Here is a 25,930-nt window from a genome sequence, read left to right as displayed (position 1 = left end):
AGGTTCAACTGGGTGGTGGTTGATTTGCCAGGGCTAGTGCGAGATTGATTCCATTAAACAGGGCGTGTGTGATGACGTTGGCTGCGTAACTGCGGCGGTAATAAAAGAGCGTTCCCAGAATGAAGGCGAGCGGAAAGAGTGGGATGCAATCGGGAAAGCCATGCACGATACTAAAAATCAGCGAACTGATCAGAATCGCGATGTAGGGGGGCAGAAGTTTTTCGAGCCAGCTTTGGAAGATGACCCGATAGACCAGTTCTTCAAATAAGGGGGCGACAAGCACCGCAGAAATTAAAATCCAGCTGATAGTGGAAAATTGCGGGTGTTCTTTCAACTGCTGAAAAAAAGGGTGCGTTGTCTGCTCTGTTCGAAAAGAGTGCGTCAGCAGGAGTAATGCCATTACGGGGAGTAAAGCTAGCAGAAAGCCTACGGAACCATCGCGGAGCTGACCAATTTGCTGATTCAGACGAAATCCCAAATTTTGCATCGTGTTCGGGTTAAGCAGTGTCAGAATCAAAATTAAAACGGTTCCAAAAGAGAATGTGATGACACAGGAACCGATAATATCGTTCAAGTTAATTGGTTTGGCAGGAAGGGGCTCTGGCTGTAACACATTCGATATTGTGGTTGTGAATTGCAGAGAAATCCAGAGGAGTGCCAGGACGACCGGTGCGGACATTTCCAATTGGCTACGATGAGGGTTGAGCTGAAAGATGGAGGACATGCGTCTGGTTTGATAGAGCCTGAACCAGTAGCGTATGCTCAGCAGCGTCAGCAGTAGAAGTAAGAAGTGCAGCGACGTAGGAATCAACCTGAGAAACTCCGATTTCGATCGAGATTATCTGTGGAATTTTATCTGTAAGAGATATTAATAAAGACCATCGTCGTGATCAGAAACCGGAATTACAAGTCGAATTCGTGTTGGATTTGCTGACTCTGTGGTACTTCATGTCTCAGGAAGTTATGCTACGGGTTCAGAATTTATGATTTTTAACCTCAGCTAAGATACGTAGAAACAGTCGTGGCAAATATTCTCGAAGAAATCATCGCCTATAAACAGACGGAAGTCGCCGCGGCAAAGACGAAGCGACCTTTCGAGGAGCTGACAGAACAACTAGCGGCTGCACCTTCTGTACGCGATTTTGTGGATTCCTTGCGAACGCATGGTCCGGTGGGACTGATTGCCGAGGTCAAAAAGGCGTCTCCCTCAGCGGGTGTCATTCGTGAGGACTTTCATCCGGTCGAAATTGCACAAGTTTATGAATCATCGGGAGCCGCCTGTCTCAGTGTGCTGACGGACGAGCATTTTTTCCAAGGCCATTTGGATTACTTGAAAGAAGTACGTCAGGCCGTCTCGATTCCGGTTTTGAGAAAAGATTTCATCATCGATCGTTATCAAATTCTGGAAGCTCGAGTCACGGGCGCTGATTGTGTGTTGTTGATTGCAGAGTGCCTGGATGATCGTCAGCTGGAGGACCTCTATGGTTACGCGCTGGAATTAGGGATGTCGGCTCTGGTGGAAATTTATGAGCCCGACAATCTGGAACGGGTATTGAAGTTATCGCCTCCGATGCTGGGAATTAATAATCGTAATCTGAAGACATTTGTGACGACACTCGATCACTCGATACAATTGAGCGCAAAAATCCCCGAGGATTGCCTGCTGATCAGTGAAAGTGGCATCCGAACTCGGCAGGATGTACTTCGTCTTCAAGATGCGGGAGTGCGGGGAATCCTTGTAGGAGAGACGCTCATGCGTGTACCGGATATTGGGAGTGAAGTAAGAGAAATACTGGGGACTCACGTCTAAACAAGCTTAATTATAGTCTGAAACTTAATTTTTTCAGCAATACAAAGAAGGATCAGCGATGTCAGATACGGAACAACAAGTGGAACACGTGATGGTTGTACCCACGCTTTTATTTCATGAAGTGGGGTATTTCCAAGGGTTTAACGCTCAGGTAGAACCCTATCTGAAGACGTTGTTAGATCCGACTTATATCAGTTTCCGACCTCGTGATACTGTAGAAGAAGATCCCAGTTTCAAACAGTTGATTCCCTATTGTGTTTTTCGGCACGAAGGCAATATCTTTTATTATACACGTGGTTCCAAAGGGGGAGAGCAACGGCTGCACAGCAAGCGTTCAATCGGAATCGGGGGGCATATTTCGCTGGAAGACGATGCCAAAGCGGGCTCGACTTACCGGGAAGGAATGCAGCGTGAGATCGATGAAGAAGTTGTGATGGAAACTAAGTATACAGAAGAATGTGTCGGGCTGATTAATGACGACGAAACCGAGGTCGGAAAGGTCCACTTAGGAATAGTTCACATTTTTGACCTGGAGTTGCCCAAAGTTCTACCCCGTGAAGAGTCGATCATAATGACAGGGTTTGACTCACCGGAAAAACTGTTACAAGAGTTAGATCAGTTTGAAACATGGTCTCAAATTTGTCTAAAGGGGTTATTTGATCTAACTTAACTCAACTCGGCAGAATCTGCCGATATAGACGGTGAATTTGATTCAAAGGTGGAATGATTCACAACAAGGCTGCTTCCATAAATTTGGAGCAGCCGATCTGCTTCAAAAGGAATGAGAGCAGAGAACACATTGACAAATGTTAATACAAAAGCATTGAAGTGACAAAGGAGTGTCTTCAAAATGAAAATCACGTTTCGCGGATGGATCGTCGTTGGCTGTTTTCTGGCTGTATTGTCGGTGATGGCAATTTTAGGAACCGGCGCGCACGCGCAGCAGCCCACTGCCACAAAGTCGGCAGTAACTGCCAACCCTGACCTGCCTGGTCAACTTTCTGAGGAGCAGTTAGGAAACCTGTTAAAAGCAATGGGTGTTACTGCTACCAAAACAAAAAAACGGTATGACTTTCAATTCAAAGCCAACCAAAACAAGGAAGAGTGGGAACTTTCGATGTCAGCCGTACTCAGTGAGAACGGTGAATGGGTTTGGGTAATGGCCTGGCTTGATCCCCTGCCCCGCAGTGCAGCCGATGTACCTCGTACCGCCATGCTGCGTTTATTATCTGATAATGATCGCATGGGAAATGGTAAGTTTTTCGCTTACATTTCGAGCAATCGGCGGTTTGTATTACAGCGTGTGATTCCTAATCAGAGAATCACAACGAAAAAATTTCATGAAATATTGAGTGACCTGGGCAGCAGCGTGGTTCAATATTATCCACACTGGTCGACTGATAACTGGAAGCGGTCTACCGCTCCTCAGCCTCAGGGAACCGCTCAGAAGGCACCCGCTCGTGCCACACAGACTGCCTCGGGTGTATCCAATTTCAGCCCCAAGAAGCAGAATTAGTCTTAGCGGGCAATTGAATCCGAAGTCGATTTTTTTTGAAGATCAGAAACAATCCTTGTTGCCTGTGAGGTGGCAAGGATTGTTTTCGTATTCAGGGGAAGCAGGCAGCCGATTCTCATTTGCACCTGCTTGATTGTACTCTCTTTGACCTGCTAAACTCTTATTTCAGAGATCCCCTATGTAAGTGAAAGAAGAGTTAATGCGCGAAATTCGCTTTGAGCAATTTGGAGAACCGGCAGATGTCCTCAAGATTTGTGAGGTAGAAGAGCCAATTGCGAAAGCGGGAGAAGTTCTGGTTCGAATGCAGGCCAGCCCTGTCAATCCTTCCGATCTCTTGAATATTCGTGGTGGCTACTCAACGAGGCCCACTCTTCCCGCGACTCCCGGTTTTGAAGGAGTTGGTACTGTTGAGGCCAGTGGAGGCGGCTTGCGCGGTGCACTGTTCAAGGGGAAGCGGGTCATCGTACTGAACCGACAGACTGGGAACTGGGCAGAGAAAGTGGCTGTCTCCAGCCAGTTCGTGATTCCGGTTTCTGCTAAACTGTCTTTGGAAGAAGCGGCGACGTTTTTTGTGAATCCTGCGACTGCGTATATTCTGGTGAAACAACTTTTGCGAATACAGAAAAAGCAATGGCTGCTGCAGACAGCGGCCGCTTCGTCTGTTGGCAAAATGATCATCCGCCTGGGAAATCATTATGGTTTTCCCACGCTGAATGTGGTCAGGCGCCATGAACAGGCAGACCAGCTAAAGCAGTTGGGGGCCAAACATGTGATCGTATTTAACGCGGAACATGATAATGAACGTATCTTGATTGACCAGATCCGGAAGATCATTGGCAACGCCCCGCTTCAATACGCCATAGATCCGGTGGGAGGCACGACCGCCTCTTCCATTATCAAAGTACTGGGAGAACGGGCACGGTTAATTCTGTACGGGTCTCTGGAGAATGCACCAGTAGATTTTTTGTCACGGGAACTGATTCGAAATGGTGCAAGTGTAGAGGGCTTCTGGCTGGCAAGGCAGATGGAAGCAATGTCCCTGTTGACAAAAATAAAGCTGATTTCAACTTTGACGCGTTTGATTCGTACCGGGGTCCTGGCAACAGAAATAGGAGCGATGTTTCCTCTGAACCAGATTGCGCAGGCAGTCACTGAGGCAGAGAGAACAGGAAGATCTGGAAAGGTGCTGTTGTCTTTGCAGGATGATGCATAACAGGTCAAAGCTTCCTGTGCGCATCAGTCTGATTTGGTGCAGGAATGACTGAGGTCTTTCTTCGCGTTGGTTTAATACCAGGATTCTGAACAGGATTTATGATTGGTAATCGAAAACTCTTATGTTCAAAGATCTCTATTCCCTTGTAATCAGCTTTGAACTTGTTTGCTATTTGATTTCGATGCTTACGCTATGTTGCATTCGAGTCAAACAGAAACAGGCAGAGACGCTGCTGCTTTTGAAATCGTCACTGCCGTTGACGCTCATTCTTTTTTCAGGCGCTGTGCTATTGTCTGCGTCTGTTGGTTCCAGTGACCTGGAATTCATTCATCGTACTCTGGAACGGAACAGTTCATCGCCGGGGCTTGTCTTGAATCAATCTATGCCCGCTCTGGGTATTGTGCTGATTGTGGCTGGTGCTGCGTTTCGAATGGTAATGATTCCCGCCCAGTTCCGACTCGGGGAATCGCTGAAAGAATTGCCCTATTGGCTGATCACCGCGTCTGCGGTTGCTTCCGTTGGCGCGGGAGCACTTTTTTTGATGCTATTTATCAATTCGATCGCTGTATTCAACTTCTCGTACTCCGAACAGGTTTTGTTTTTTCTTGCTTTGATTGTGCTTTCTGCGACAGCTGGTCTCTTATTGGTAGAGACAGAATTAAAAATGGTTCTGGTGCTGTTGGTGTTACAAATTACCGGAGTGTTCTTTGCACAGCTTTCGGCCGTCTGTTGGAAATGGCGGCATGAGTCGTTGGGGGCAGATTCGATTTCCATTTTGGATCTGATGAAAGAGAGTGCGCCGGAATACCTGTTTTCTTATCTGGCAATCTTAGGACTAGCTTGTCTACTGGAGAGCATTGGGGGGCAGCGAGCAGAAATCAGATACCCGGAACAGATACAGGGGCTGATTTCGGATCAAAGAATACTGGGTAGCGCGGCTGTTTTTTTGTTAGTTGTTCTGATGGGGGTTCCTGGTTTATCTGCTTTTCAATTGAAGTGGCAGGCAATGCAGGCGCTTTTTGAGATTCACCAGGCAACATCTGCGGGAACGATGGCGGTTGTGCATGCAGGATATGTGGGACTATCAGTGCTGTTGGTACTTTCGTCTGCAATCGTTACTTTCCTCTGCGGAAAAATGATCATGCAGATTTGCTTCACCAAACCGCTAGCTCGATATCGGGACATTCCTGATAAAAGCATGGCATTCATTTGCTACTGTTGCGTGATCGGCCTGTTGATTTTCAACCTGGGACGATTTGTAAGTCTATGAAATGCAGCAACGGAAAAAAGCGACGGTTATGTTACTTTGTTATCGTCGTTGAAGACCTTGTAGATAAAAACATGCCCGCAGTGGGGGCATTCGACAGAGCAGCCGAGACGCTTGGATTGAAATTCCAAAGAGGTTAACTGGCGAGATTCATTGATCCCGTACTGAGGTATGATTTTTTTTTCACAAGCTGGGCAAACCACTTCTGATTCATTTTGGTTCATCTGAGTTCTTTCCTAATTCATGCTATGATCCAAGGACGAGCAACCTGCAATCTATTTTTATTGAGTTATAAAGTCAAAATGAATTAAGTGCCTTAAATTAAATAAAGGGCCTTATCAGGCAAAGTCCTCCAATTCGTAAACATAAGTATTTACTGGTTGCAAACAACCGACTGCTCTCTAAAGTGGTAATTTAGAATCAAGCGATTTCTTAAAATTACAGTGGGGCGGCAGTTCCATGCAGGCAACCCCGTCCATCTCCATCTCTGTCCCTGAACGGGCTAGACGAAACTGCCGCCACCTGTAACTATAATCTCGATAGCGAATTACCTAAATCCCAATACGCTGGCAAATTCTAAAATAAGGGTGTGACAACTGTTTGGCACACCCTTTCATTTTATTAAAAATTTAATCAATAATCCAAGCCTTACGAAATCTTAGCCTTCGATAGCGCCATGTGATACGTCATCTTTGATCACTGTGGCTTCAAAAACCTGACTCAACGAACTACTTCCATTGAGATGCTGGAATGATTCTTCCCGCCAAGGTAAGCTGAATGCTGATTTTGACCCCGAAAATCCCTTATATTCAATAATGAAGGTGTACTGTGCGAGTCGTTACTTTTGGAGAAGTGATGTTGAGGCTTGCCCCTCAAAATCATCTGAGAATCAGGCAGTCAATACCAGGCAGTCTGGAATCAACGTTTGGTGGAGGCGAACTGAATGTTGCTGTTTCAATTGCCCTTCAAGGTGGCACATCCGCGTTCGTGACGGCATCTCCCGATAATTCGATCACAGATTGTCTGATCCAGGAAATGGGTAAAGTGGGCGTTGACAGCAGTCTGATTCATCGGACATCTCAGGGGCGGTTCGGCATTTATTTTGTTGAGACCGGCGCCAATCAGCGAGGAGGGACGGTAACCTATGATCGGGAATTCAGTTCGATTGCTGTCGCGACCCCTGACCTATTTGACTGGGATCAGATTTTTGAGGGAGCGACCTGGTTTCATATTACAGGAATTACCCCTGCCATCAGTGAATCGGCGGCACAGTTATCGCTGAAGGCGTTGCATGAAGCAAAGCAGCGGAATGTGATGGTGTCCTGTGATTTGAACTTTCGGAAGAAGCTCTGGAACTGGAAAGCAAATACGAAACCGATTGATTTAGCCAGAGAGACGATGCAGTCTCTGGTTCCTTTCATTGATCTGGTGATTGCGAATGAAGAGGACGCGGATTTATCGCTGGGAATTAGAGCGCCTGAGTCAGATGTTGAAGCGGGCGAGTTGAATATTGAGGGCTATACTTCCGTCGCGAAACAAATTATCGAGCAATTCCCGAATGTCAAACAGGTTGCGATTACATTGCGCGAGAGTCTGTCTGCCAGCCATAATAACTGGGGAGCCATGTTATATGATCAAGGTCAGCAGCAGGCAGTATTTGCACCATGTGATACAGCAGGGAATTATGCCAGCTATCCGATTCACAACATCGTTGATCGGGTCGGCGCGGGTGATTCCTTTGCCGGAGCTTTAATTTATGCCTTGAATACCCCGGAACTTTCTTCACTGGAAACGGCTATTCGTTATGCGGTAGCCGCGAGTTGCTTGAAGCATAGTATCCAGGGAGATTTTAACTACTCAACTCGTTCGGAAATTGAAGCGTTAATGCATGGTGGTGGATCGGGCCGCGTGCAAAGATAAGCACCAGAGAGGCTCTCTTCTGGTAGCGGTTCCATGTAAGTCATGGACCGAATTCATTTGACGGGTCGAAATCAAACAGGAGGCGCGGGTAATGTCGAAGCGAGGATCAGGACGCCGCACTCGACTGGAAACCCGATTAAATGTTCTTGAGACGCCGATCTTTCTGGTCGATGCGTCGCGAACAATTTTGTTTTTTAATCGTGGTTGTGAAAAAATTCTGGAGTGGTCGGCCGAAGAAATTCTAGGGCAGACTTGCGATTATGCTGTCGACACAGACGCTGATGAGTGCGAATCCGTTTGTAATTTATTGTGCCCTCCTCCCGAGGTGTTTCATGGAATCAGGACTGAAGTTCCCCGTTACCTGCTTTCACATAGCGGAAAAACGCTACCGTGTGTGATTCGTTTTAGCCCCTTGCTTGATGAGCAACAGCAGACGAAGCTGATTCTGGGAATCATTGATCGAATAGAAGAGCCTCATACTTTACCCACCGCCTCTCCCCCCCAACAGTTACATGCCGAACTTGCCGCTTTGCGACTGTCTTTAAGAAATCGATTTCGTTTTTCGACAGTCATTGCGAAAAATGATGCGATGCAGCGTGTCTTGCGCCAGTTAGAGTTGGCAATCAAGACGATGCAACCGGTTCATTTCTGGGGTGAGACGGGAACAGGGAAAGAACATCTGGCAAGAGTGGTTCATTTCGAAAGTGAGCAGCGAAGAAAAATCTTTATTCCCCTGAATTGTGCCGATTTACCACCCCGGGAATTAAAACAAACAGTGAAAAAAATCTTTCAAAGAGATTTTGAAGAATCGATGCCTCTCGAACCGGGGGTTCTTTTCCTTTCACACATAGAATCTCTAACACGTGATATTCAAGAGTTGATTTTAGAAAATTACCAATCGACGAGTCACAAAGATAACATTCGATTAATGACGGCCAGTTCTTTTTCTTTATCAGATCTTTTAGGCCAGGAACTGATTCTGCCTGAATTTTTCTATCTGATCACGACCATGGAGATCAAAATTCATCCTTTGCGCGAGCGAAGAGAGGACCTGGAACTGTTGGCGCAACATTTTCTGGAAAATGAAAATCGGTATCAGCAGAAACAGGTGAGTGGTTTTGCGCCGGGTGTACTTTCTCTGTTTCAGGATTATTTCTGGCCTGCGAATCTGGACGAACTGACAAAGATGATTCAGGCCGCATTCCAGGCGACATCAGAGCCGCTGATTACCCGCGAATCGTTGCCCTTGCGATTTAAGACTGGCATCGATGCACGATCACTGGGCCCCGCACTGGCTTCCGCAGTGCTGCCTCTGGAAGAAACACTCCGTCAAGTTGAGGTAGAGCAAATCGTTCAAGCCTTGGAACGAGCAAAAAATAATCGAACAGATGCAGCCAAACTGCTTGGATTGACCAGGGCAAAACTGTACCGACGAATGGAAGCACTCGACGTTCGTTTCGGCGATGAGACTGTTTCACGTCAAAACGAATCCAAATAGTTTTAAAATGGGTAGTTTGTGTGGGATGGCGGCAGAGCAAAGCAGCTATGAGAAGCCTGTTGACGAATTTGAGAATTGGGATTTGCGCAGAATCGAACATCATTACAATTCGTCATTCTACAAAGCTTCTTTTGGAATCTGCCGTACAGGAGTAATCGGTTGAAAATTCAGAGTCGAACTCTTTTGAGCGTGATCAATTATTTGGTGGTATTTATCATCCGGATGATCTTTAAGACGACACGTCTTGAATTTGTCGGAGATAGTATAGAACGTTGCCCTTTTGCTGATACGGGTTCTGAACGATTTTTATACAGTGTGTGGCATGATTCAGTTATCCCTCCGCTTTTTTGCGCCATCGAGCATAATAGTGTGGCACTGATCAGCCAGCATCGGGATGCTGACACGATTGAGGCCATGTTGAAGGCTGCTGGTATGGGCGCCATTCGTGGGTCCACAACCCGAGGGGGAGCCAGTGCCATCAAAAAATTAATCACGCTGGCGGAAGGCAAGCATGTTGTCATTACTCCGGACGGTCCACGGGGGCCTCATCATAAAATGAAACCAGGCATTGTGTTCCTGGCATCACACTCGGGAAGACCCATCATTCCAAACGCTTTTTCAGCATCCAGTTACTGGAAATTTCAAGGGAGTTGGACAAGTATCTGGATTCCCAAACCATTTTCGAAAGTCTATTATCTAGTGGGGGAACCGATTCACGTTCCGGAAAATATCTCTCGCGAAGAGATGAATTCCTACACAGATTTAGTTCAGGAAAAAATGGAAGAACTGGAACAGGAACTACATCAAATTGTTTGCGGAAAGCCAGTTCCGGATACCGTTCCCTTCAGGAAAGTTGCCTGAGAGTGGGAAGTGAATTCTGCCTCGTAAGTATTTTGTGCTTTTCTAATTGTTTCGAAGTGACAAAATTGCATTCGCTAACCCAGGCAGTATAACATGACGCATTGCTCGACATGATCTCATGCCTGGCTACTGCTCTCGTTTGATTTCGGTTTAAGCTCTATGTCACTCAAAGTTACCAATATTCGCTTACCGGTCGAGGTTCCTGAACAAGAACTGGCAATTCACATTGCACAAAAACTGGGAATTTCAGCCGCAGAAGTTCAGAGTTTTCGAATCATCAGGAAAAGCCTGGATGCCCGTTCGCGCCATGACTTACGCTTTGTTTATTCGGCAGAGGTTCAGGTACCCGATGAATCGGGAGTCCTGAAAAATCTTCGTGAAGAGTCCTCAGTCCAGGATTTTTCAGAAGCATTTTTTCTTGACCCGGAACCTGGTGCCCAGCCGCTTGATGAACGTCCTATCATTGTTGGTTCAGGGCCTGCCGGGTTGCTGGCCGGGTATTTTCTGGCTCTCAAAGGATACCGACCGCTGATTATTGAACGGGGCTTTCCTGTCAAAGAGCGTGTCCCTGAGATCAGACGCTTCGATAAAGGGGCAGACTTTCAATGCGAAAATAACTACCTGTTTGGTGAAGGTGGTGCTGGCTGTTTCAGTGATGGCAAGCTGACCTGCCGATTAAACGGACCTGATGTGCAGTGGGTGCTGGAACGTTTTGTCGATTGTGGTGCACGGTCCTCAATCGTGTATGAACATCGGCCTCATTTAGGAAGTAACAAGCTTCCCATGATCTGTCGAAACTTGCGACGGAAGATTGATGCACTGGGAGGCGAGTTTCGATTCGAGTGCCGCCTTGAGGGAATTGATGTTGCCAACGGCCAGATACAAGGCGTCACGACATCTTCTGGTTATCTTAAAACATCTCAGGTGATTCTGGGAATAGGTCATAGTGCCCGTGATACTTATCAGATGTTATACGATCTGGGGGTTCCCATGTTTCGTAAGGCGTTCCAACTGGGGTTGAGAATCGAACAACCTCAAGAACAGGTTAACAGTCACAAATACGGGCGTGAAGAATACCTGTCACTGCTGGGCGCTGCCGACTATACCATGATCACAAAAGGCAAACGTGATCTTTACACCTTCTGTATGTGTGCCGGGGGAATTGTAATGCCCAGTATTTCAGAGCCGAATATGTTCTGCACGAATGGCATGAGCAATTCCAGGCATGATACCGGGTATGCCAACAGTGGCATCATGACGACGATCTATCCCGAAGAATTTGGGAGCGAGCATCCTCTGGCGGGAATGGAGCTCCAGAGAAAATACGAAGCGGCTGCCTTTGAATTAGGTGAGAAAAATTATTACTGCCCCATTCAGCGTCCCGCAGATTTTCTGAATGATCGAAAAACTGATTCAGGGTTTCGATATCAAGGAACCTATCAGAGGGGAGTCGTCGCTTCAAACTTGAATCAGGTCCTGCCACCGGTCGTGATGTCACAGATTCAGAACGGATTGCCGATCATGAATCAGAAGTGGCATGGTGCATTTTTGGAGAATGCCATATTAGTCGGCCCGGAAATGCGTGGCAGTTCTCCCATACGCATTGATCGTGACCGGGAAACCTATCAGACCCCCGGCTTTCGTGGTTTATATCCTGTCGGAGAGGGAGCAGGCTATGCGGGAGGAATTGTTTCAGCGGCCGTTGATGGCCTGCTCAGCGCGAAAAAACTGGTAGAGGAATTCGCACCGCTTGGATCCGCGACTGTTTAAGAAGTGCGTGTGAATCATTCACCATCAATGATCTTGTTGATTGATTGATCAATGGCTTTCAGATAGGCATCCAGTTTCTCGAAAACTTCTTGTGTGAATTGATCACTTTTAAGCAACTCAGCAACCTGATTGCGCACGCTGATATCTTCCACACGTCGTTTTTCAACTCCTTCAGGTACCTTACGGACCAGACGAATTAATTTTTCGTTCGTGGAAATGAATCCTAATTCCAGATGTTCAATCAGTTCCGAGGCAAGTCTCTCCGAATCGGAGAACATTTCCCGTAATGTGAGTTGGCTTGGAGCGCGTTTCACAATTCCTGTTTCCCTTCCAAAGATCAAAGAATAGTGATATTAGACAAGCTCTTCCAAGAGAGGGTCAAGTGTATTTTTCATGCAGCGTTGATTAAGATTGAATCAGCGTCTGCTTGTGTTCAAATAGTCTCTGAACAAAGGGCTGAAGGCGTGCCGATTCATTAGAAAAAGTTGGCAACTTGAGACCAGATATCGTTGCCGATCTCTTCAATGGACCGTAGCTGATCTTCTTGCAGACTATCAATTTTTTGCCAATGTTGATTTTGCTCAGCCAGTTGCAGATAGACCTGTCTGACATTGGCCAGGTAGGATTGGTCGGCTTCCTGCAAGTCGGCTACCTTATCGGTATAGGAGCGTGCCTGTTTTTCTGCGACCAGTTTTTGTGCATGATCAGCAGGCAAATCTAATAGAATGGTCAGATCCAGCCGGGGCATGTTGTAAATATCATATTCAATTTGCTCAATCCATCGAATAAATTCAGCACGTTCGTCACCAGGTAGTTTTGCTCCCTGATGCGCGATATTGGAAGAAATATAGCGATCAAAAATCAAAATCTGATTTGCTTCGATCATTTCAAAAATATGATCACGCGACTCAAAACGATCTCCGGCATAAAGGAGTGACGCCAGAAATGGGTGGACTTCATCAAGTGCGCCGAACCGTCCATTCAGAAAATCACCAATCGACTTTCCGAATAAGGTTTGATCGTAACGGGGAAAACCAATCAGGCTTGAAGTAATCCCTTCTGCCTCGCATCTGGCATGCAGTCTGCCCGCTTGTGTCCCTTTACCTGATCCGTCAATGCCTTCAATCGCAATTAATACTGCCACGCAAACGCTTTCTCTGTAACTGGGATGAACTCAATATTTATTCAAATGATTCGGGGACCAGCAGTGATTGAGACGGGTTTCCTATTCACTAGGGTGAAAGGCGGTCCGCTTCAAGATATTCACGGTGGTCCTGTAGTCCGCGCACTGCCACAAAACTTCCCAGGTCCGCTTTCGAACCACGACAGAGGACTGGGACATACCAGCGATCCGTTCCGCGAACCCAACCGGAGTGATCGCGACATTCACGTTCTACCAGAACCTCTAGCTCACGATCAATCAAAGTGTGATAGAAATTTTGTGCTAATTGACGTTCGAGATCCGCTAATTGCAGGCAACGTTCCTGGCGAACTTCAGGGGAAATCTGATTTTCATAAGTCGCAGCGGGCGTCCCTTTTCGGGCGCTGAACGGGAAAATATGAATTTTCATGAAAGCGGCTTCCTGGCAGGCACGCATCGTCTCTTCAAATTCTGCATCTGTTTCACCAGGAAATCCAACGATGACATCCGTCGTAAATGCGGGGTGGTCCAATCGTTCTCGCATCCTCTGTATTTTCTCCAGAAAACGGCTGACATGATAGCGGCGTTTCATTCGGCGTAAGACCGTATCCGATCCACTTTGCAGTGAGGGGTGAAATTGGGGGCAAAGATGTTCGCAATCAGCGGCTGCGGAAATAAAATCGTCATTGATTTCTGCGGTTTCTACACTGGAGAGTCGCATCCGCCAGTCACCGGGAATTTGGTCCAGCCTTCGAAACAGGTGCCAGAGTCGGAACGGAAGCTTTCCGGATTTGCCACGCGTGGTATCCACACCAAAATGGCCGACATGAATTCCCGTGAGCACGATTTCCTTGAACCCATTTCCGACCAGACGGCGAACTTCTTCTTCAATATCCTCTGGCGAACGACTTTGTAAACCAGGACGTACTTGCGGAATGATGCAGTAAGTACAACGCAGGATGCAGCCATCCTGAACTTTCACATAAGCCCGCTTGCGCCCTTCGAATTCAGAAATGCCGGTTGGCATATCTACGATTCCGTGCCGCTCCAGAACATCAGGCAGTTCCCGCTTGTCGGTCACCACTTCAAACACACTGGGCAGTTCAGAAACCGTTTTCGGATCGCGCGTGGCATAGCAGCCCATTACCAGGATTTTCGTCCCCGGATTATTCTTTGAGAGATGTCGAATCAACTTGCGGCTCTTTGAATCACCGGTCGCTGTGACCGTACAGGTATTGACGACACAGAGATCTGCAGTCTCCGTCTCAGATGCCTCGCGATAGCCGTTTTTCTCCAGTGCTTCTTTCACGAGTTGAGTTTCGTACTGATTGACTTTACAGCCAAGCGTTACCAGTTGGCATGTTTTATCACTTTTAGGAGATTCGAGTTTACTGGTCGTCATAGTATTGCAGCTAATGTTCTAAACAGTACGGGGTTTCTGCTCTCTCTCTCTAATAGAGCAGAACGACAAGTGAGTGATAGTTCATCTACTCTAATTCAAGAAGCTTCTTTCAGGATGCACTATCTGAAAGGAATTTCCGGTATTCGATCTGGAAATCAATCGTGACAAGTCGCATAGTATAATCAGAGTGAAACCAGACTTCGAGCGGCAGAAACCGATTGTCTGCTTCGTTTTCACTACAATTAATAGCCTGCTGCAAAAGCGTTATAAAAGGTCTGATATGTTCCTGAATTGTATGCAACGTAAATCATTTACGAATAGTACCTTATGTCTTGTGGTTTTGTCTGTCCTGTTGACGACGATACAACCCGGCTATTCTGAAGTTCCTCCCACTGTACAGGAAAAATCAGCCTATCAGAATGCAGTCGTTGCAGCAGATCACCCTTTAGCCAGCGCTGCCGGAGTGAGCATTTTGAAAGCGGGTGGCAGTGTTGTGGATGCTGCCGTCGCGACTTCCTTTGCGCTTTCAGTCCTCAGACCTGCTAGTTGCGGTCTGGGAGGCGGAGGCTTTATGGTGATCTGGGATGCAGAGCAGCAGAAATCGACCGTCATCGATTACCGGGAACGTGCACCTGCTGCTGCAACTTCAGAGATGTATGCAAAATTGCCGGGCACTGAAAAGCAGCGACAGCTTGCCAGTCGACAGGGACCGTTGGCAGTTGCGGTCCCCTGTACGGTGGCCGGGTTGTGTTATGCCGTGAAAGAATATGGAAAGCTGGATTTGAAAACGGTGATGCAGCCAGCGATTCAGATGGCCCGCAGAGGGGTACCCATCAATGGTCATATGAGATCTGTGCAGAGTTCTATGCTGAAGCGAATTCAAAATGGGACGCTAGATCCGGAACGATTTCAGACACTGATTGATGAGTATTTGAATCATGGCAAACCTTGGAATGAGAAAGACCGCTTTTTCAGCCCACAATTGAAAGCACTGGAATTGATCGCCGAAAAAGGGCACGCGGGCTTTTACGAAGGAGCCGTCGCCGACTCTATTATTGCCGCTTGCGGCAAGCAGAGTGGTGGCATATTGACCCACAAAGATTTAATTGAAACGCAACCCGTGATCCGCAAGCCGCTGTCTACCAGTTTTAACGGATACACAATTTTAACAATGCCTCCCCCATCCAGTGGAGGCGTTGCGATTATTGAGTCCTTCAACATGATTCATTCATTGGAAAACCAGTTTTTGAATCAGCCCTTCGGGAAACTGGAATATCACTCGCCTCAGCAGATCCACCTGTTAGTCGAAGTCATGAAACATGCATTTGCAGACCGCGCGGAATATTTGGGAGATGCGGATTTTGTTCCGGTCCCGATTCAGAGACTGACGGACAAGAAGTATGCAGACCAGCTGGCTTCGCGGATTGATGCGAAGAAAACAAAACCACTAAAAGAGTACGGGCGTTATCTGCCACCACAGGATGCAGGGACCAGTCACTTTTCTGTGATGGATTCTGCCGGAAATGCCGTCGCTTGTACTGAAACCATTAACCTGACGTTTGGCAGTTATGTCGTTGCTCCCAAATATGGAATTGTGCTGAACAATGAAATGGATGATTTTGCCGCTATTTCAGGGAAACCAAATGCCTTCGGCCTGATTCAGGGCAAAGCAAATGAGATCGAACCCGGCAAAAAACCACTTTCCAGTATGTCACCAACGATTGCCGTTAAAGACGGAAAGGCCGTGTTTTCTGCAGGTGCTTCCGGTGGCCCTAGAATCATTTCCAGCACATTGCAGGTTTTGCTTAATATGATTGTGTTTGGAATGCATCCGGAGCAGGCGGTCGAGTCGCCGCGGCTCCACCATCAATGGGTGCCCGAGGATCTATTGATAGAACAGGGTTTATTTGAGCAAGTGGGAGTGAAGCTGAAGCAGTTGGGGCACATGACGAAAAAGAGTTCCAGCCTGGCTGCAACACAGGCGGTCTCCCGGCAACCAGATGGTTTACGCGGTCATAGTGATTCTCGCAAGCATGGCGCTGCTGCCGGCTTTTAGACGATGTTCTTTGGTGAATGGCATTCTGGGCAGACGATGAATTAGCGCGAGGGATTATTTTTCCTGGGTCGTCAGTTCCTTTTCAATGTCTGCTTGTGTTTCAGACATCTGTTGTTTGACCACACTTGATTCTTCCGTTTCAGCCTGTTTTTTCAGTGCCTCGACAGCTTTCTGTGTGCCGATCGATTGCAGGATATTGCATGCTTCGATTCGCATTGAAGAATTGGGGTCATTCAATAATTGAATGACCGGCTTTTCTGCGATTTGGCCCATGATCTTGAGCGACTGGCGGGCACTTTTCAGATCTCCTCGGTTGGATAAGCGACCGACAAGAACCTCTGCGGTAGTCTCCGAATGAATCGTGGGTAGCAGACCAATGATTTCTTTGCGTACTAGAACCAATCTTTCATCAGCGAGCAATGCTGCAAATGCCCTTGTTGCTTCATCAGTCTGCCAGACAGCCATGGCATTCACATGTTCTTTCATGCGAAAGCCTTCTTTGGCTAAAGGTAGTGTCGTTGCCAGAACGGAAGAAACACGTTGAAGGTGATTGTTATCGGGTTCCATGCTGGCCAATTGCTTGCAGGCTGTATCATGGGCAAACGAACTGGAGCCGGCTATCACACGCAGTGCCCAGTCGATGGTTTCTTCTCCAGGACGTGGTTTTAAGTCCCGGTCATTCATTGCCTTGTCAGGTTTTTCGACTTTTTGATCTGGTTGATTCATTGCGGGCTTCGCAGGAGTCGAATTCTCAATCGATTGAGAATTCGCTGATACCTTCACAGGAGGATCTGCTTGCATGCTGCCTGCTTGATCCCTGACAGCCAGCGAATTCAATTTCTGAAGTTGAGTATCGACAGTGATGATCCGGTTTTGCAGATCAATTTCTTTGACCTTGCCCCATTTGATCTTCTGAGCAAAGGCAAACAGGTCTGTGGGAACAGGACGCACAACAAGGACCAGTTGCTTATTAAACACAAAATGCTCAACATCGTCTTTTGCAACTGCTTCTGCTGGCGACATTTGTTTCTGTAGTTCAGGATTGGATGGCTTCGCGGACGAAGAGCGAAGAGTCTGCTCCAGAAGAGGTAGCGCCATTACTTCGTTACCGCTCACGCCTTGTACGATGATGGCGACTCCCGGACTTTTGCTGTCCAGAGTTCGTTTGCTTGTTTCGCTGATGATATTTGTTGTACCGGGAGCAGGCGTAGCATCCGGTTTCGGTTTCTTTTGCGATTTCATTTTTGACACTGCAGGTGGAATCGTAGTTGATGGTGCAGCTGCAGGTCGTTTTGTTTGTGACATCTTCTGAGTTGAGCGAGGGCGTGACGGCGCAGAATTGTTCTCAGCAGGAGCAAACGGATTTGAATTTGCCCGACGTTGACTGGAATTATCAGATCCTCCACATCCAGGCAGGATCAGAGTGATTATGATCAGGAACGCGAGGGGATCTGATTTGCGAATGAGGACCAACATAGGAGATTCGGTTCTAAGAAGTTCAAAAGGCGGTAAAATACAACCGTTGGAATGCAACAGATTGCAAGCAATTATAGAGGAACGGGGGTAGGTATTTCAGAATGTCTGGTCATATAGACACAGTCCATTACTCTGCATTCGTTATAGAAGCCAGATGTATATAGAATACTTCTGTTTCGAGGTGGATGCAAGGCCTTATACGTTCCCGATTTCCCCAATTTACGCCATTTGTTGTTACAACCCGAATTATCCCCAGTATTGTGCCATTTTGGTTCTGAGGAAAGACACGCTTTCCTGTAGTTCTTCCATCCCGTTCACACCATCTTCAATACTGATCCAGCTGTCAAAGCCGACTTCTTTCAGTTGAGAAAAGATGGTGTCATAATCATTCAGCCCTTTACCAATCACTCCATGGCTGAGTCGACTGGCATAGCCGAGACTATTCTCTTCTTTTCGTAAATCCTCGATTGTGCCTCCAGTCAGGTAGCGATCGCTGGCATGCATGGTCACGACGCGGTCTTTGATTCGCGCCAGTAATTCCAAAGGATCTTCACCCGCCAGAATGGTGTTACTGGGATCGTAGTTGACGCCGAACCAGGGAGAATCGATACGCGAGACAAGGTCACAAAAGACGTCAGACATTTGTGCAAATTCCGGGTAATCCCAGTAATTGTCTTTGTAATGATTTTCAATAATCAGAGTGATCCCCAGCTTTTCAGCCAGTGGGAGGCAGGCCTCGATTGAGGAAACGGCATACTGAATCCCTTCCTCCCGAGAGACTTCTGGCCGTCTTTGACCTGAGAGGACGCGACAGTATTTTCCACCCAGGGCTGCCGTCATTTCCAACCAGAATTTTTCGTGCTCAATCTGCTCGTTTCGAAACGATTCATCCGGGTGAGTAAAGTCCGGCGAACAACACATCATGGGAATTTCCAATCCCTGATCGGTGGCCATTTTTTTTGCTTCCGGCCAGAAGTTCTTATCCTTCATTTCCAGGAAACCGGCGTAAAATTCCAGTCCATCAATGTCCAGGGTTGCAGCCAGATCAATCCACTGACGAAGAGTCATCTCTCCGGAAAGGCATAATTCGTCCATAAAGGCTTTAGGAAACGCAGCTAGTTTTGGCATGGAATGTTCCAACAATTCAGAATTGAATTACGATCAGGATAATCAGTGTTGTGTTTGAGAAAGCAAGTGCGGGGGACTCTCTGTTTCAGGGAGTGAGAACCGCTTTGACAATTTCGCCGGAATGCATGGTTTCAAAGGCGGTATGCCAGTCACTCAGTGACCAGGTACCACCGATGATGGGCTCAATATTTAATTGCTTCGTAGTCAGCAATCGAATCACACGTTCCCAGATCGGCCAGTTATGGCTGAAGCTGCCTTGCAGCCGGAGATTTTTTTGTACCAGCGGATCCAGAGAAAAGTCCAGTGGTTGAGGCCCCCAGCCAACTTTGCTGATCCAGCCTCCCGGACGTACAATTTCCAGCGATTTTTTTAACGTAACTGAGACACCGGCTGCATCGACAATTCCATTGACGCCCAGGCCATCTGTCTCCAGAGCCCAGTCATCCAGCCCGTCGATAATTGGTTGGCAGCCATAAAATCGCTCGGCAATTTCCAAACGCTCTTTGTCTCGTTCCAGTCCGACGACGGCAACTTCTGCTCCCTGCAGCCGCGCCATTGCTGCACACAGTAACCCAATAGGGCCCGGACCAAACACAACGATCCGGTCTCCCGGTTGAATGTCTCCATTCATCACGACAGCATTAAAGGCAACACAGCAGGGTTCGGTAAGTGCCGCCTTTTCCAATGGCAAACTGTCAGGAACGTGATGCAGACAGCGAGCAGGAACACGCACAAATCGAGTCATTGCACCATTGACGCCGTATCCAAATCCTTTACGGGTGGGGTCCAGATTATAGCGTCCTTCGCGTGACATGGGGTTATCAGGATCGATGACCGCAGCCGTCTCACTAACAACACGATTTCCTTCAGACCAGTTTTTAACCAGACTTCCCGTCTTGGAAATCGTCCCGGCAAATTCATGTCCGAGTACGACAGGATAATTCACCGGCCAACTATGGTCTGCCGTCCATTGATGTAGATCACTGCCGCAAACTCCCACTGCAGAAACTTCAAGCAGTACTTCGTCCGGTCCAATCTCCGGAATTGGAATATCCTGTAACTCAACAGAATTTGCTTCCGGTGCATAATTCACAACCGCGGTTTGTGTCAATTCAGCCGTACTCATTTTTGACCTCCGATTGCGACATCACCGTAAGCATGTACTTTTTCACAAATCATTCTGAGCGAGTCTTCCAGATTCCCGCTTGCCGTTTTGAATGAATCGGCGTCGATTGTTAACGGGGCCCCGAGGACAACAAGCGGCGCACCATATTCGGGTGTGCGGATGGCCTGTTCTAACGAAAGTCCGCCAACTGCCTGTACGGGAATATTGACGGCTTCGACAACATCCTTTAACTGATCCAACGGGCTGGGCATTCGCTCTCCGCGAGCAGCGATTCCTCGTCGTTCATCGTAACCGACATGATGAATCACATAGTCACAGCCCAGGTCTTCCAGTTTTCTGGCGGCCGAGACCATGTCATCGGCCAGATTATCACCCATCACTTCGACGCCGTGATCTTTTCCTGCTTTGACAACACAGTGAATCGTTTCTTCATGTGCACGCGACATGACAACGACGTGAGTGGCACCTGCCTTTGCCATCATCTCAGCCTCAAGATAGCCACCGTCCATGGTTTTCAGGTCTGCAACAATTGGTGTTTCCGGAAACTGTTTACGAAGCTCTCTTACGCAGTTCAAACCTTCTGCTAGAATCAGGGGAGTTCCCGCCTCAAGCCAGTCGACACCCGCGCGCATGGCCATTGCAGCCGTTTCCAGAGCTTCTTCAATATTAGTCAGATCTAATGAGATTTGTACGATCGGTTTCATGAAACCTGTTTCACTTTCTATTTGATAATCGATGCAGGACAGGTTTTGTTCATCGGTGCCAAGCATTCGAGAACACTCTTTTCTTCATCCTAGCGTAAGATTTCGGGAATTGCGACTGCATGAGGGGGGCTGCCCTGAAACAGATTTGTAGTCTTTGATGCTAGATTGCGCCGCACATTGGGGCTTTGACCTGCATCGATATTCAGCCTGGAGTAGTGTTCTTGTGTGTATGTGTCCCTGGTGTTGCCGATGGTCGAGCACAGGCAGACTTCGTAATCATTAAAGTTTGACAGGGAACTGAGGGGTGATGTGGAATTTGCCGGTTTTGTGGTAAATTCTGGTCCGTGAAAATCCGATTCGATTAAAGGCGTGCTATGTAGCGCGAGCAATACCACTGAGTGAATCTGGATGATTGTAGGACTGCCAGAAATGCCTTCTGAATTATTGGATGACTATCAAGTTCAAAACAATCTGTACGAACACCAATCTTCTTTTGGAATTCGGGCGCTATTGATTTTAATGGCAGCTCTCATCGGAGGAATTGGTTGTGCTCAATGGGTGAGGGGCATTCGCATTGATACCTATGTTGGTTCTATGCAGGCGCCGAAAACCATCATTACAGCGAAAAATGATGCTGTCATTCAGGACATCCATGTGGATGAAGGGCAGACAGTTTCCAGTGGAGAGATTATCGTGACTCTCTTTGATCAATCTCTGAATAAAAACTGGAAAACAAAACAACAGGAATTGGTTGCCCTCGAAGCAGAACTCAAGCAATCGAAAGCAAAATCCGAAGTCGAACTGGCATTACGGAATAAAGAAATCGAGTCGGAAGTTTTTAATGCGAAGTTGAAATCTTCTCAGTACTTGAAAGAACAATATATCCATCAGATTACGAATCTGGCATGGCAGGATTTTATTCAGGACTATAATTCCATTTCCAGTAATGGCTCAGATGAAGAAGTGTTTCGCTCTCTGGTTTATGAAAGCCGTCTTCCCGATGAAAACCGAATCACGGCAATGTTACGTCAGGAATCGGCCCGGAATTCTGCTGAAGTATTTGCAGCACGGGTCAAACTCTGTGAAGAACAGATGGCAGAGTTGAAATCGATTCAGAAAAAGCTCCCCAAGCAAATTCGACTGGCAATGGGCGTTGAAGTAATTATGAATCGCCTGGATCAAGTGAAGAGTGAGCTCAAACAACTGGAGTCACAACGCGAAGGATTACAGTTGAAAGCGGGACGATATGGCATGGTCGGAAATTTCGAACATGAAATCGGAGACCCCATTCAGAAAGGCGCTCCGATCGTAGAGCTGTTTGACAAAGAGCATCCATATCTGATCGTGGAAGTCCCCTCACGGAAGATCAGTCTGTTTGATGTAGGAACGGAAGTCAAAATCGCCTTTTCAGGAAACACAAAAGGAAAAGGCATCGTGCGCAAAATTTCTGAACAGGCGATTCAAAAGCCGGGATTGAGTGAGACGATGATTCTGGTCTCTGTCGAACCCGCAGGACGCCTCTGGCCCGACCTGCCCATTGGGACCACGGTCGATATTTCTCTCGAAAAATAAAGGGAACACAGGCCAGAAAACGGTTCCATTCTTTAGAGTGAGTGAAATTCTAACTCCAAGCAAGGTTAGACCTTCCGTCATTAATGATCTTTGTTGCCAAATTTCGGCTTGAAATGAGCGTGTTTTAGGTACAATATTTGTCAATTCTGGTGATTAATTTCAGGAGTGGTCTTCACCGGAGACCTGATTCACTCTCTCACTTTCTTAGGGAATTCTGTCCCAGAGAATTTTTTTCAAGAGTGTAATCAGGCTTGTTCTTTAACAAATTGGGTCGCGCGGCTGCAGGAGGCTGGTTCGCCGAGTATCATTCTCAAAAACTTATAGTGAGGAGCGGACCGTTGGGTATTTCAGCTACAATTCCTTTTTCAGCACAAGAGGCAAATAGACCGTCGGTCGATGCGATTGAGGAGATACGGCTGCGCACCTGGGCAAGAAAGAACTACATCAAAGAATCGCAGCGTGATGATCTCTGGCATCCTGTAATTTTAGACGAGATGTTGCGCATTGATCAGGAATAATTCCCCTGACTTAAACCGTCTGATTAAAATTCGCTCAAAATTGGTAAGACCTCTGTCTGGCGCTTCCCGGCTGTGACATGGGCTTGATGGAGTTCATCGATAAAAACGTTGACTTCGCTGCGCACTCCAAATTCAGAAAGATAAATTCCCGGTTCGATCGAGAAACAGGTTTGTGGTAACACGAGCCGTTCCTCATGTGTTTCAAGATTGTCCATGTTGGCACCATTGCCGTGCGTTTCTTGTCCAATACTGTGACCTGTGCGGTGGACAAAAGCGGAACCGTAGCCAGCTTGTTCGATGACATCGCGACAAGCCTGATCTACTTCCCAGCCTTGAAGGGGAGTACCTGATGCAAATGCCCGTTCAACCAGACTGATTGCGGCATCGCGCGCCTCAGCCACAATTTGAAAAATCTGCGTATATTTCTCAGGCACTTGTTGGCCAACAAAACCGACGCGCGTCATATCGCTGTAGACTCCCCGCGGCACATCAAGTTTGGCCCATAAATCAATCAGTACGAAATCACCCTCTCGAATTGCAGTATCAGTGCCGGTCCCTGTTTCATAATGCGGATCGCCACTATGGGCTTCCCGCGCAACAATCGGGGGATGGTACGTTGTCAGTCCCGTCTGATCAAAATGCTGCATGATGATATCGCACACCGCCGTTTCTTCCACACTCCCCTGCTCTCGAACCTGACTGGCAATGTAATTCCAGGCGATTTCAAATGCTTTATCCGTTTCCACTCCTGCTTTCTGATGCAGCTCCCATTGCTCTGCGTCCCAGACCGCTTCGAACAGCTGGACCAGATCACCCGAGGGAACGATTGATTCAACTGATTCGCGAACCAATTCAACCGTGCCTGCGTCAACTCGAGATATATAGGGATTGGCATTCCGTGGAGAATACTCCATCGCGATCGATTTTGCTTCGCGTAACATGGTTTCAATGCCAGCTTCCAGTTCTTGCCACTTCAGGTAGACCATTTTTTCGCCAGGGAGATGATCGAGCGCTTCAGATTCGATGCGGTGGACCAGTTTGACAGGTTGCCCTGACTGGGGGACAAAGTAGAAAAAACGGCGTGAACCCATGGCGTTTTCCGGGATATCAAGGATTCTTCTGCTGAGCACGTTGCTCCCGCGAAAGTCATAGAACAACCAGCCATCCAGAGAAAATTGTTCTAATGCAGCCTGCACTTGGGTAAGTTCGAACATATCAAGAAAGCCTGAAATTTGAAGGAATCTGAGAAGCGGATCAACAGAAATCGCCATTAATCAAATCAATGTAAGACGTTAGAAATGAAATTTCAAGAAGATCAATGCCAGACAGACTCGAAAATGGGGGCATCTTCCGGGAAAAACACTTTGAATCAATCGACTTTCAGTTGCGAATACCAGTGACTGTCTGGACAATAAACGCCAGTTTTTAGAAATCATTGAAATTACAAAATAGATCAACAAATACTTACCTGAGACTGAGGAGATACGACGATTTCTACTGTATCGACTGAAATTGCTTACCAGAAATGCATTTCACCTGCTTGTGCGGCAACCTATTCGCTTGATGAAGTCTTAACCGGCTGCCCGAAGTGTGGGGAATTACTGGACGTTTCTTATAACTGGGATCAGGTTCCGGTGCCTCAGTCTCTGCGCGATTTTGAAAAACGCTGGAGTAATCGAAATGATCCGATTGATTTCAGTGGAGTCTGGCGATTCCGTGAATTGCTCCCCTTCGCTCAGGACGATCAGATCATTACGATCGGCGAGGGTCAGACGATGCTCAAGGCATCGAATCCAGTCGCGCGGTATGCGGGCCTCAATGACGATTGTCTTTACCTGCAGTACGAAGGCCTGAATCCATCTGGCAGTTTCAAAGATAATGGTATGACAGCGGCATCCACTCATGCAGTGATGGTGGGCGCCAAAGTAGCGGCGTGCGCGTCCACGGGAAATACCAGTGCTTCGTTGGCCGTTTATGCCAGTGTGGCTCAAAAATTTAAAGTGGTTGTGTTTGTCGGTAGTGGAAAAATTGCGTTTGGAAAATTGTCGCAGGCGCTCGACTATGGCGCAAAAACCGTTCAGATTCAGGGGGACTTTGATGATGCACTGGCGCGTGTTCGCGAAGTCTGTAATGAAGAAGGCATCTACTTGTGTAATAGTGTGAATCCATTTCGGCTCGAAGGTCAGAAATCGATCATGTTCCGCGTGTTGGAAAGTTTGAACTGGGAAGTTCCGGACTGGATTGTCGTCCCCGGCGGAAACTTGGGAAATTCCAGTGCGTTCGGAAAAGCATTTATGGAGCTGAAGGCGCTCGGGCTCATTGACCGGATCCCCCGTCTGGCGATTATCAATGCCCAGGGAGCCAACACGCTTTATCAGCTTTACGAACAGGAAGGCCTGCGTTGGAATGGCGGAAATTATGACCGTACCGCTTCTGCCAACTTCTTTTCACAAATGGATCAGGAAAACAGGCGTGCCTCTACTCTGGCCAGTGCCATTGAAATCAACCGTCCGGTGAATTTTTCTAAATCCTTGCGAGCCCTTGATGTATGCGATGGTGTAGTGCGCGAAGTCACAGATCAGCAGATCCTTGATGCCAAAGCACAAGTCGGCGCTGGCGGACTCGGTTGCGAACCAGCGAGTGCTGCGAGTGTCGCTGGAGCCAAGCTACTCAAAAACGAAGGGGTCATCGCATCCAGTGATCGCGTTGTTTGTATTCTGACGGGGCATCAGCTAAAAGATCCCACTGCGACTGTGGCTTATCATTCTGCAACCGATGAACATATAGATGAAAAATTAACAAGTCACAGCGTCCACGAAGCTCCTTTTTCGAACGGACCTATTGTCGTCGAGAATGATTTAGATAAAATAATAAAGGTCATTCGATCTTTTTAATGAGCTTCTTTGAATCATTTATTTATTGTTAATACAAGATCTTAATACACACAGAGTG

General features: G+C 47.3%; 22 protein-coding genes. 13 read left to right on the top strand and 9 right to left on the bottom strand.

Features of this window, described 5'->3' with window-relative positions; all coding sequences use genetic code 11:
• Window positions 1–4: 4 nt before the first annotated feature.
• Window positions 5–724, bottom strand: coding sequence for a CPBP family intramembrane glutamic endopeptidase (locus AAC022_RS09005; RefSeq protein ID WP_339730250.1), 720 nt, complete (start codon window positions 722–724; stop codon window positions 5–7).
• Between the two features lie 297 nt (window positions 725–1,021).
• Here AAC022_RS09005 and trpC point away from each other — a divergent pair, with 297 nt between their 5' ends.
• From trpC to AAC022_RS08960, 9 genes are all read left to right on the top strand, one after another.
• Window positions 1,022–1,810 carry an indole-3-glycerol phosphate synthase TrpC gene (trpC, locus tag AAC022_RS09000; protein ID WP_339730249.1) on the top strand — a complete coding sequence of 263 codons (789 nt, stop codon included), beginning with the start codon at window positions 1,022–1,024 and terminating at the stop codon, window positions 1,808–1,810.
• A 58-nt stretch (window positions 1,811–1,868) separates the two neighbouring features.
• Window positions 1,869–2,480, top strand: coding sequence for a phosphoesterase (locus AAC022_RS08995; protein ID WP_339730248.1), 612 nt, complete (start codon window positions 1,869–1,871; stop codon window positions 2,478–2,480).
• A gap of 180 nt (window positions 2,481–2,660) precedes the next feature.
• The gene (locus tag AAC022_RS08990; protein ID WP_339730246.1) at window positions 2,661–3,326 is read left to right on the top strand and encodes a hypothetical protein; all 666 of its coding nucleotides are present in this window, start codon (window positions 2,661–2,663) and stop codon (window positions 3,324–3,326) included.
• Between the two features lie 199 nt (window positions 3,327–3,525).
• Window positions 3,526–4,539 (top strand): zinc-dependent alcohol dehydrogenase family protein, encoded by a 1,014-nt coding sequence (locus tag AAC022_RS08985; protein WP_339730244.1) that lies wholly within the window; start codon window positions 3,526–3,528, stop codon window positions 4,537–4,539.
• Between the two features lie 121 nt (window positions 4,540–4,660).
• The gene (locus AAC022_RS08980) at window positions 4,661–5,809 is read left to right on the top strand and encodes a proton-conducting transporter membrane subunit (RefSeq protein ID WP_339730242.1); all 1,149 of its coding nucleotides are present in this window, start codon (window positions 4,661–4,663) and stop codon (window positions 5,807–5,809) included.
• An 825-nt stretch (window positions 5,810–6,634) separates the two neighbouring features.
• The gene (locus AAC022_RS08975) at window positions 6,635–7,726 is read left to right on the top strand and encodes a sugar kinase (protein ID WP_339730240.1); all 1,092 of its coding nucleotides are present in this window, start codon (window positions 6,635–6,637) and stop codon (window positions 7,724–7,726) included.
• 91 nt (window positions 7,727–7,817) lie between these two features.
• On the top strand, window positions 7,818–9,224 hold the full coding sequence (locus AAC022_RS08970; protein ID WP_339730238.1) for a sigma 54-interacting transcriptional regulator: 1,407 nt from the start codon (window positions 7,818–7,820) through the stop codon (window positions 9,222–9,224).
• A 369-nt stretch (window positions 9,225–9,593) separates the two neighbouring features.
• The gene (locus AAC022_RS08965) at window positions 9,594–10,085 is read left to right on the top strand and encodes a lysophospholipid acyltransferase family protein (RefSeq protein WP_339730237.1); all 492 of its coding nucleotides are present in this window, start codon (window positions 9,594–9,596) and stop codon (window positions 10,083–10,085) included.
• A gap of 159 nt (window positions 10,086–10,244) precedes the next feature.
• Window positions 10,245–11,855 carry an FAD-dependent protein gene (locus tag AAC022_RS08960; RefSeq protein ID WP_339730235.1) on the top strand — a complete coding sequence of 537 codons (1,611 nt, stop codon included), beginning with the start codon at window positions 10,245–10,247 and terminating at the stop codon, window positions 11,853–11,855.
• A 14-nt stretch (window positions 11,856–11,869) separates the two neighbouring features.
• Here AAC022_RS08960 and AAC022_RS08955 read toward each other — a convergent pair whose 3' ends face one another.
• From AAC022_RS08955 to mtaB, 3 genes are all read right to left on the bottom strand, one after another.
• Window positions 11,870–12,169, bottom strand: a complete 300-nt coding sequence (locus tag AAC022_RS08955) for a hypothetical protein (protein WP_339730233.1) — start codon at window positions 12,167–12,169, stop codon at window positions 11,870–11,872.
• A 161-nt stretch (window positions 12,170–12,330) separates the two neighbouring features.
• Window positions 12,331–12,999: a thymidylate kinase gene (locus tag AAC022_RS08950; RefSeq protein ID WP_339730232.1), complete on the bottom strand. Its 669-nt coding sequence runs from the start codon at window positions 12,997–12,999 to the stop codon at window positions 12,331–12,333.
• An 88-nt stretch (window positions 13,000–13,087) separates the two neighbouring features.
• Window positions 13,088–14,398, bottom strand: a complete 1,311-nt coding sequence (gene mtaB / locus AAC022_RS08945; RefSeq protein WP_339730231.1) for a tRNA (N(6)-L-threonylcarbamoyladenosine(37)-C(2))-methylthiotransferase MtaB — start codon at window positions 14,396–14,398, stop codon at window positions 13,088–13,090.
• Between the two features lie 295 nt (window positions 14,399–14,693).
• On the opposite strand from mtaB, the gene ggt reads away from it, so the two are divergent.
• On the top strand, window positions 14,694–16,454 hold the full coding sequence (ggt, locus tag AAC022_RS08940; protein ID WP_339730230.1) for a gamma-glutamyltransferase: 1,761 nt from the start codon (window positions 14,694–14,696) through the stop codon (window positions 16,452–16,454).
• Window positions 16,455–16,508: 54 nt separating this feature from the next.
• Here the strand turns inward: ggt and AAC022_RS08935 are convergent, their stop codons facing one another.
• The 4 genes from AAC022_RS08935 to AAC022_RS08920 form a co-directional block, all read right to left on the bottom strand.
• Complete coding sequence (locus tag AAC022_RS08935) at window positions 16,509–17,696, bottom strand: HEAT repeat domain-containing protein (protein WP_339730229.1); 1,188 nt, start codon at window positions 17,694–17,696, stop codon at window positions 16,509–16,511.
• 480 nt (window positions 17,697–18,176) lie between these two features.
• Entirely contained in the window at window positions 18,177–19,058 is an 882-nt protein-coding gene (locus AAC022_RS08930) for a sugar phosphate isomerase/epimerase family protein (RefSeq protein WP_339730227.1), read from the bottom strand.
• Between the two features lie 85 nt (window positions 19,059–19,143).
• Window positions 19,144–20,184, bottom strand: coding sequence for a zinc-binding dehydrogenase (locus tag AAC022_RS08925; RefSeq protein ID WP_339730225.1), 1,041 nt, complete (start codon window positions 20,182–20,184; stop codon window positions 19,144–19,146).
• Window positions 20,181–20,954 carry an orotidine 5'-phosphate decarboxylase / HUMPS family protein gene (locus AAC022_RS08920; protein WP_339730223.1) on the bottom strand — a complete coding sequence of 258 codons (774 nt, stop codon included), beginning with the start codon at window positions 20,952–20,954 and terminating at the stop codon, window positions 20,181–20,183. The genes AAC022_RS08925 and AAC022_RS08920 overlap by 4 nt, the downstream gene beginning before the upstream one ends.
• A 363-nt stretch (window positions 20,955–21,317) precedes the next feature.
• Here AAC022_RS08920 and AAC022_RS08915 point away from each other — a divergent pair, with 363 nt between their 5' ends.
• Window positions 21,318–22,460, top strand: coding sequence for an HlyD family efflux transporter periplasmic adaptor subunit (locus AAC022_RS08915; protein WP_339730221.1), 1,143 nt, complete (start codon window positions 21,318–21,320; stop codon window positions 22,458–22,460).
• A 338-nt stretch (window positions 22,461–22,798) separates the two neighbouring features.
• Window positions 22,799–22,978 carry a hypothetical protein gene (locus AAC022_RS08910; RefSeq protein WP_339730219.1) on the top strand — a complete coding sequence of 60 codons (180 nt, stop codon included), beginning with the start codon at window positions 22,799–22,801 and terminating at the stop codon, window positions 22,976–22,978.
• Between the two features lie 23 nt (window positions 22,979–23,001).
• Here the strand turns inward: AAC022_RS08910 and AAC022_RS08905 are convergent, their stop codons facing one another.
• The gene (locus tag AAC022_RS08905) at window positions 23,002–24,192 is read right to left on the bottom strand and encodes a M24 family metallopeptidase (RefSeq protein ID WP_339730217.1); all 1,191 of its coding nucleotides are present in this window, start codon (window positions 24,190–24,192) and stop codon (window positions 23,002–23,004) included.
• A gap of 420 nt (window positions 24,193–24,612) precedes the next feature.
• Here AAC022_RS08905 and thrC point away from each other — a divergent pair, with 420 nt between their 5' ends.
• The gene (gene thrC / locus AAC022_RS08900) at window positions 24,613–25,872 is read left to right on the top strand and encodes a threonine synthase (protein WP_339730215.1); all 1,260 of its coding nucleotides are present in this window, start codon (window positions 24,613–24,615) and stop codon (window positions 25,870–25,872) included.
• The last annotated feature ends 58 nt before the right edge of the window (window positions 25,873–25,930 follow it).

Source organism: uncultured Gimesia sp. (assembly GCF_963976445.1).
In the GTDB taxonomy this organism is placed as follows: Bacteria; Planctomycetota; Planctomycetia; order Planctomycetales; family Planctomycetaceae; genus Gimesia.
Note: the sequence above shows the minus strand (reverse complement) of the source record. Positions and strands in the feature narration are given on the sequence as shown.

Bases quoted from the DNA above. Each gene is read 5' to 3' on its own strand.
- AAC022_RS09005 (WP_339730250.1), bottom strand. From the start codon at position 724: ATGTCCTCCATCTTTCAGCTCAACCCTCATCGTAGCCAATTGGAAATG.
- AAC022_RS08995 (WP_339730248.1), top strand. From the start codon at position 1,869: ATGTCAGATACGGAACAACAAGTGGAACACGTGATGGTTGTACCCACG.
- AAC022_RS08990 (WP_339730246.1), top strand. From the start codon at position 2,661: ATGAAAATCACGTTTCGCGGATGGATCGTCGTTGGCTGTTTTCTGGCT.
- AAC022_RS08985 (WP_339730244.1), top strand. From the start codon at position 3,526: ATGCGCGAAATTCGCTTTGAGCAATTTGGAGAACCGGCAGATGTCCTC.
- AAC022_RS08980 (WP_339730242.1), top strand. From the start codon at position 4,661: ATGTTCAAAGATCTCTATTCCCTTGTAATCAGCTTTGAACTTGTTTGC.
- AAC022_RS08970 (WP_339730238.1), top strand. From the start codon at position 7,818: ATGTCGAAGCGAGGATCAGGACGCCGCACTCGACTGGAAACCCGATTA.
- AAC022_RS08960 (WP_339730235.1), top strand. From the start codon at position 10,245: ATGTCACTCAAAGTTACCAATATTCGCTTACCGGTCGAGGTTCCTGAA.
- mtaB (WP_339730231.1), bottom strand. From the start codon at position 14,398: ATGACGACCAGTAAACTCGAATCTCCTAAAAGTGATAAAACATGCCAA.
- ggt (WP_339730230.1), top strand. From the start codon at position 14,694: ATGCAACGTAAATCATTTACGAATAGTACCTTATGTCTTGTGGTTTTG.
- AAC022_RS08935 (WP_339730229.1), bottom strand. From the start codon at position 17,696: ATGAAATCGCAAAAGAAACCGAAACCGGATGCTACGCCTGCTCCCGGT.
- AAC022_RS08930 (WP_339730227.1), bottom strand. From the start codon at position 19,058: ATGCCAAAACTAGCTGCGTTTCCTAAAGCCTTTATGGACGAATTATGC.
- AAC022_RS08925 (WP_339730225.1), bottom strand. From the start codon at position 20,184: ATGAGTACGGCTGAATTGACACAAACCGCGGTTGTGAATTATGCACCG.
- AAC022_RS08920 (WP_339730223.1), bottom strand. From the start codon at position 20,954: ATGCTTGGCACCGATGAACAAAACCTGTCCTGCATCGATTATCAAATA.
- AAC022_RS08915 (WP_339730221.1), top strand. From the start codon at position 21,318: ATGCCTTCTGAATTATTGGATGACTATCAAGTTCAAAACAATCTGTAC.
- AAC022_RS08905 (WP_339730217.1), bottom strand. From the start codon at position 24,192: ATGTTCGAACTTACCCAAGTGCAGGCTGCATTAGAACAATTTTCTCTG.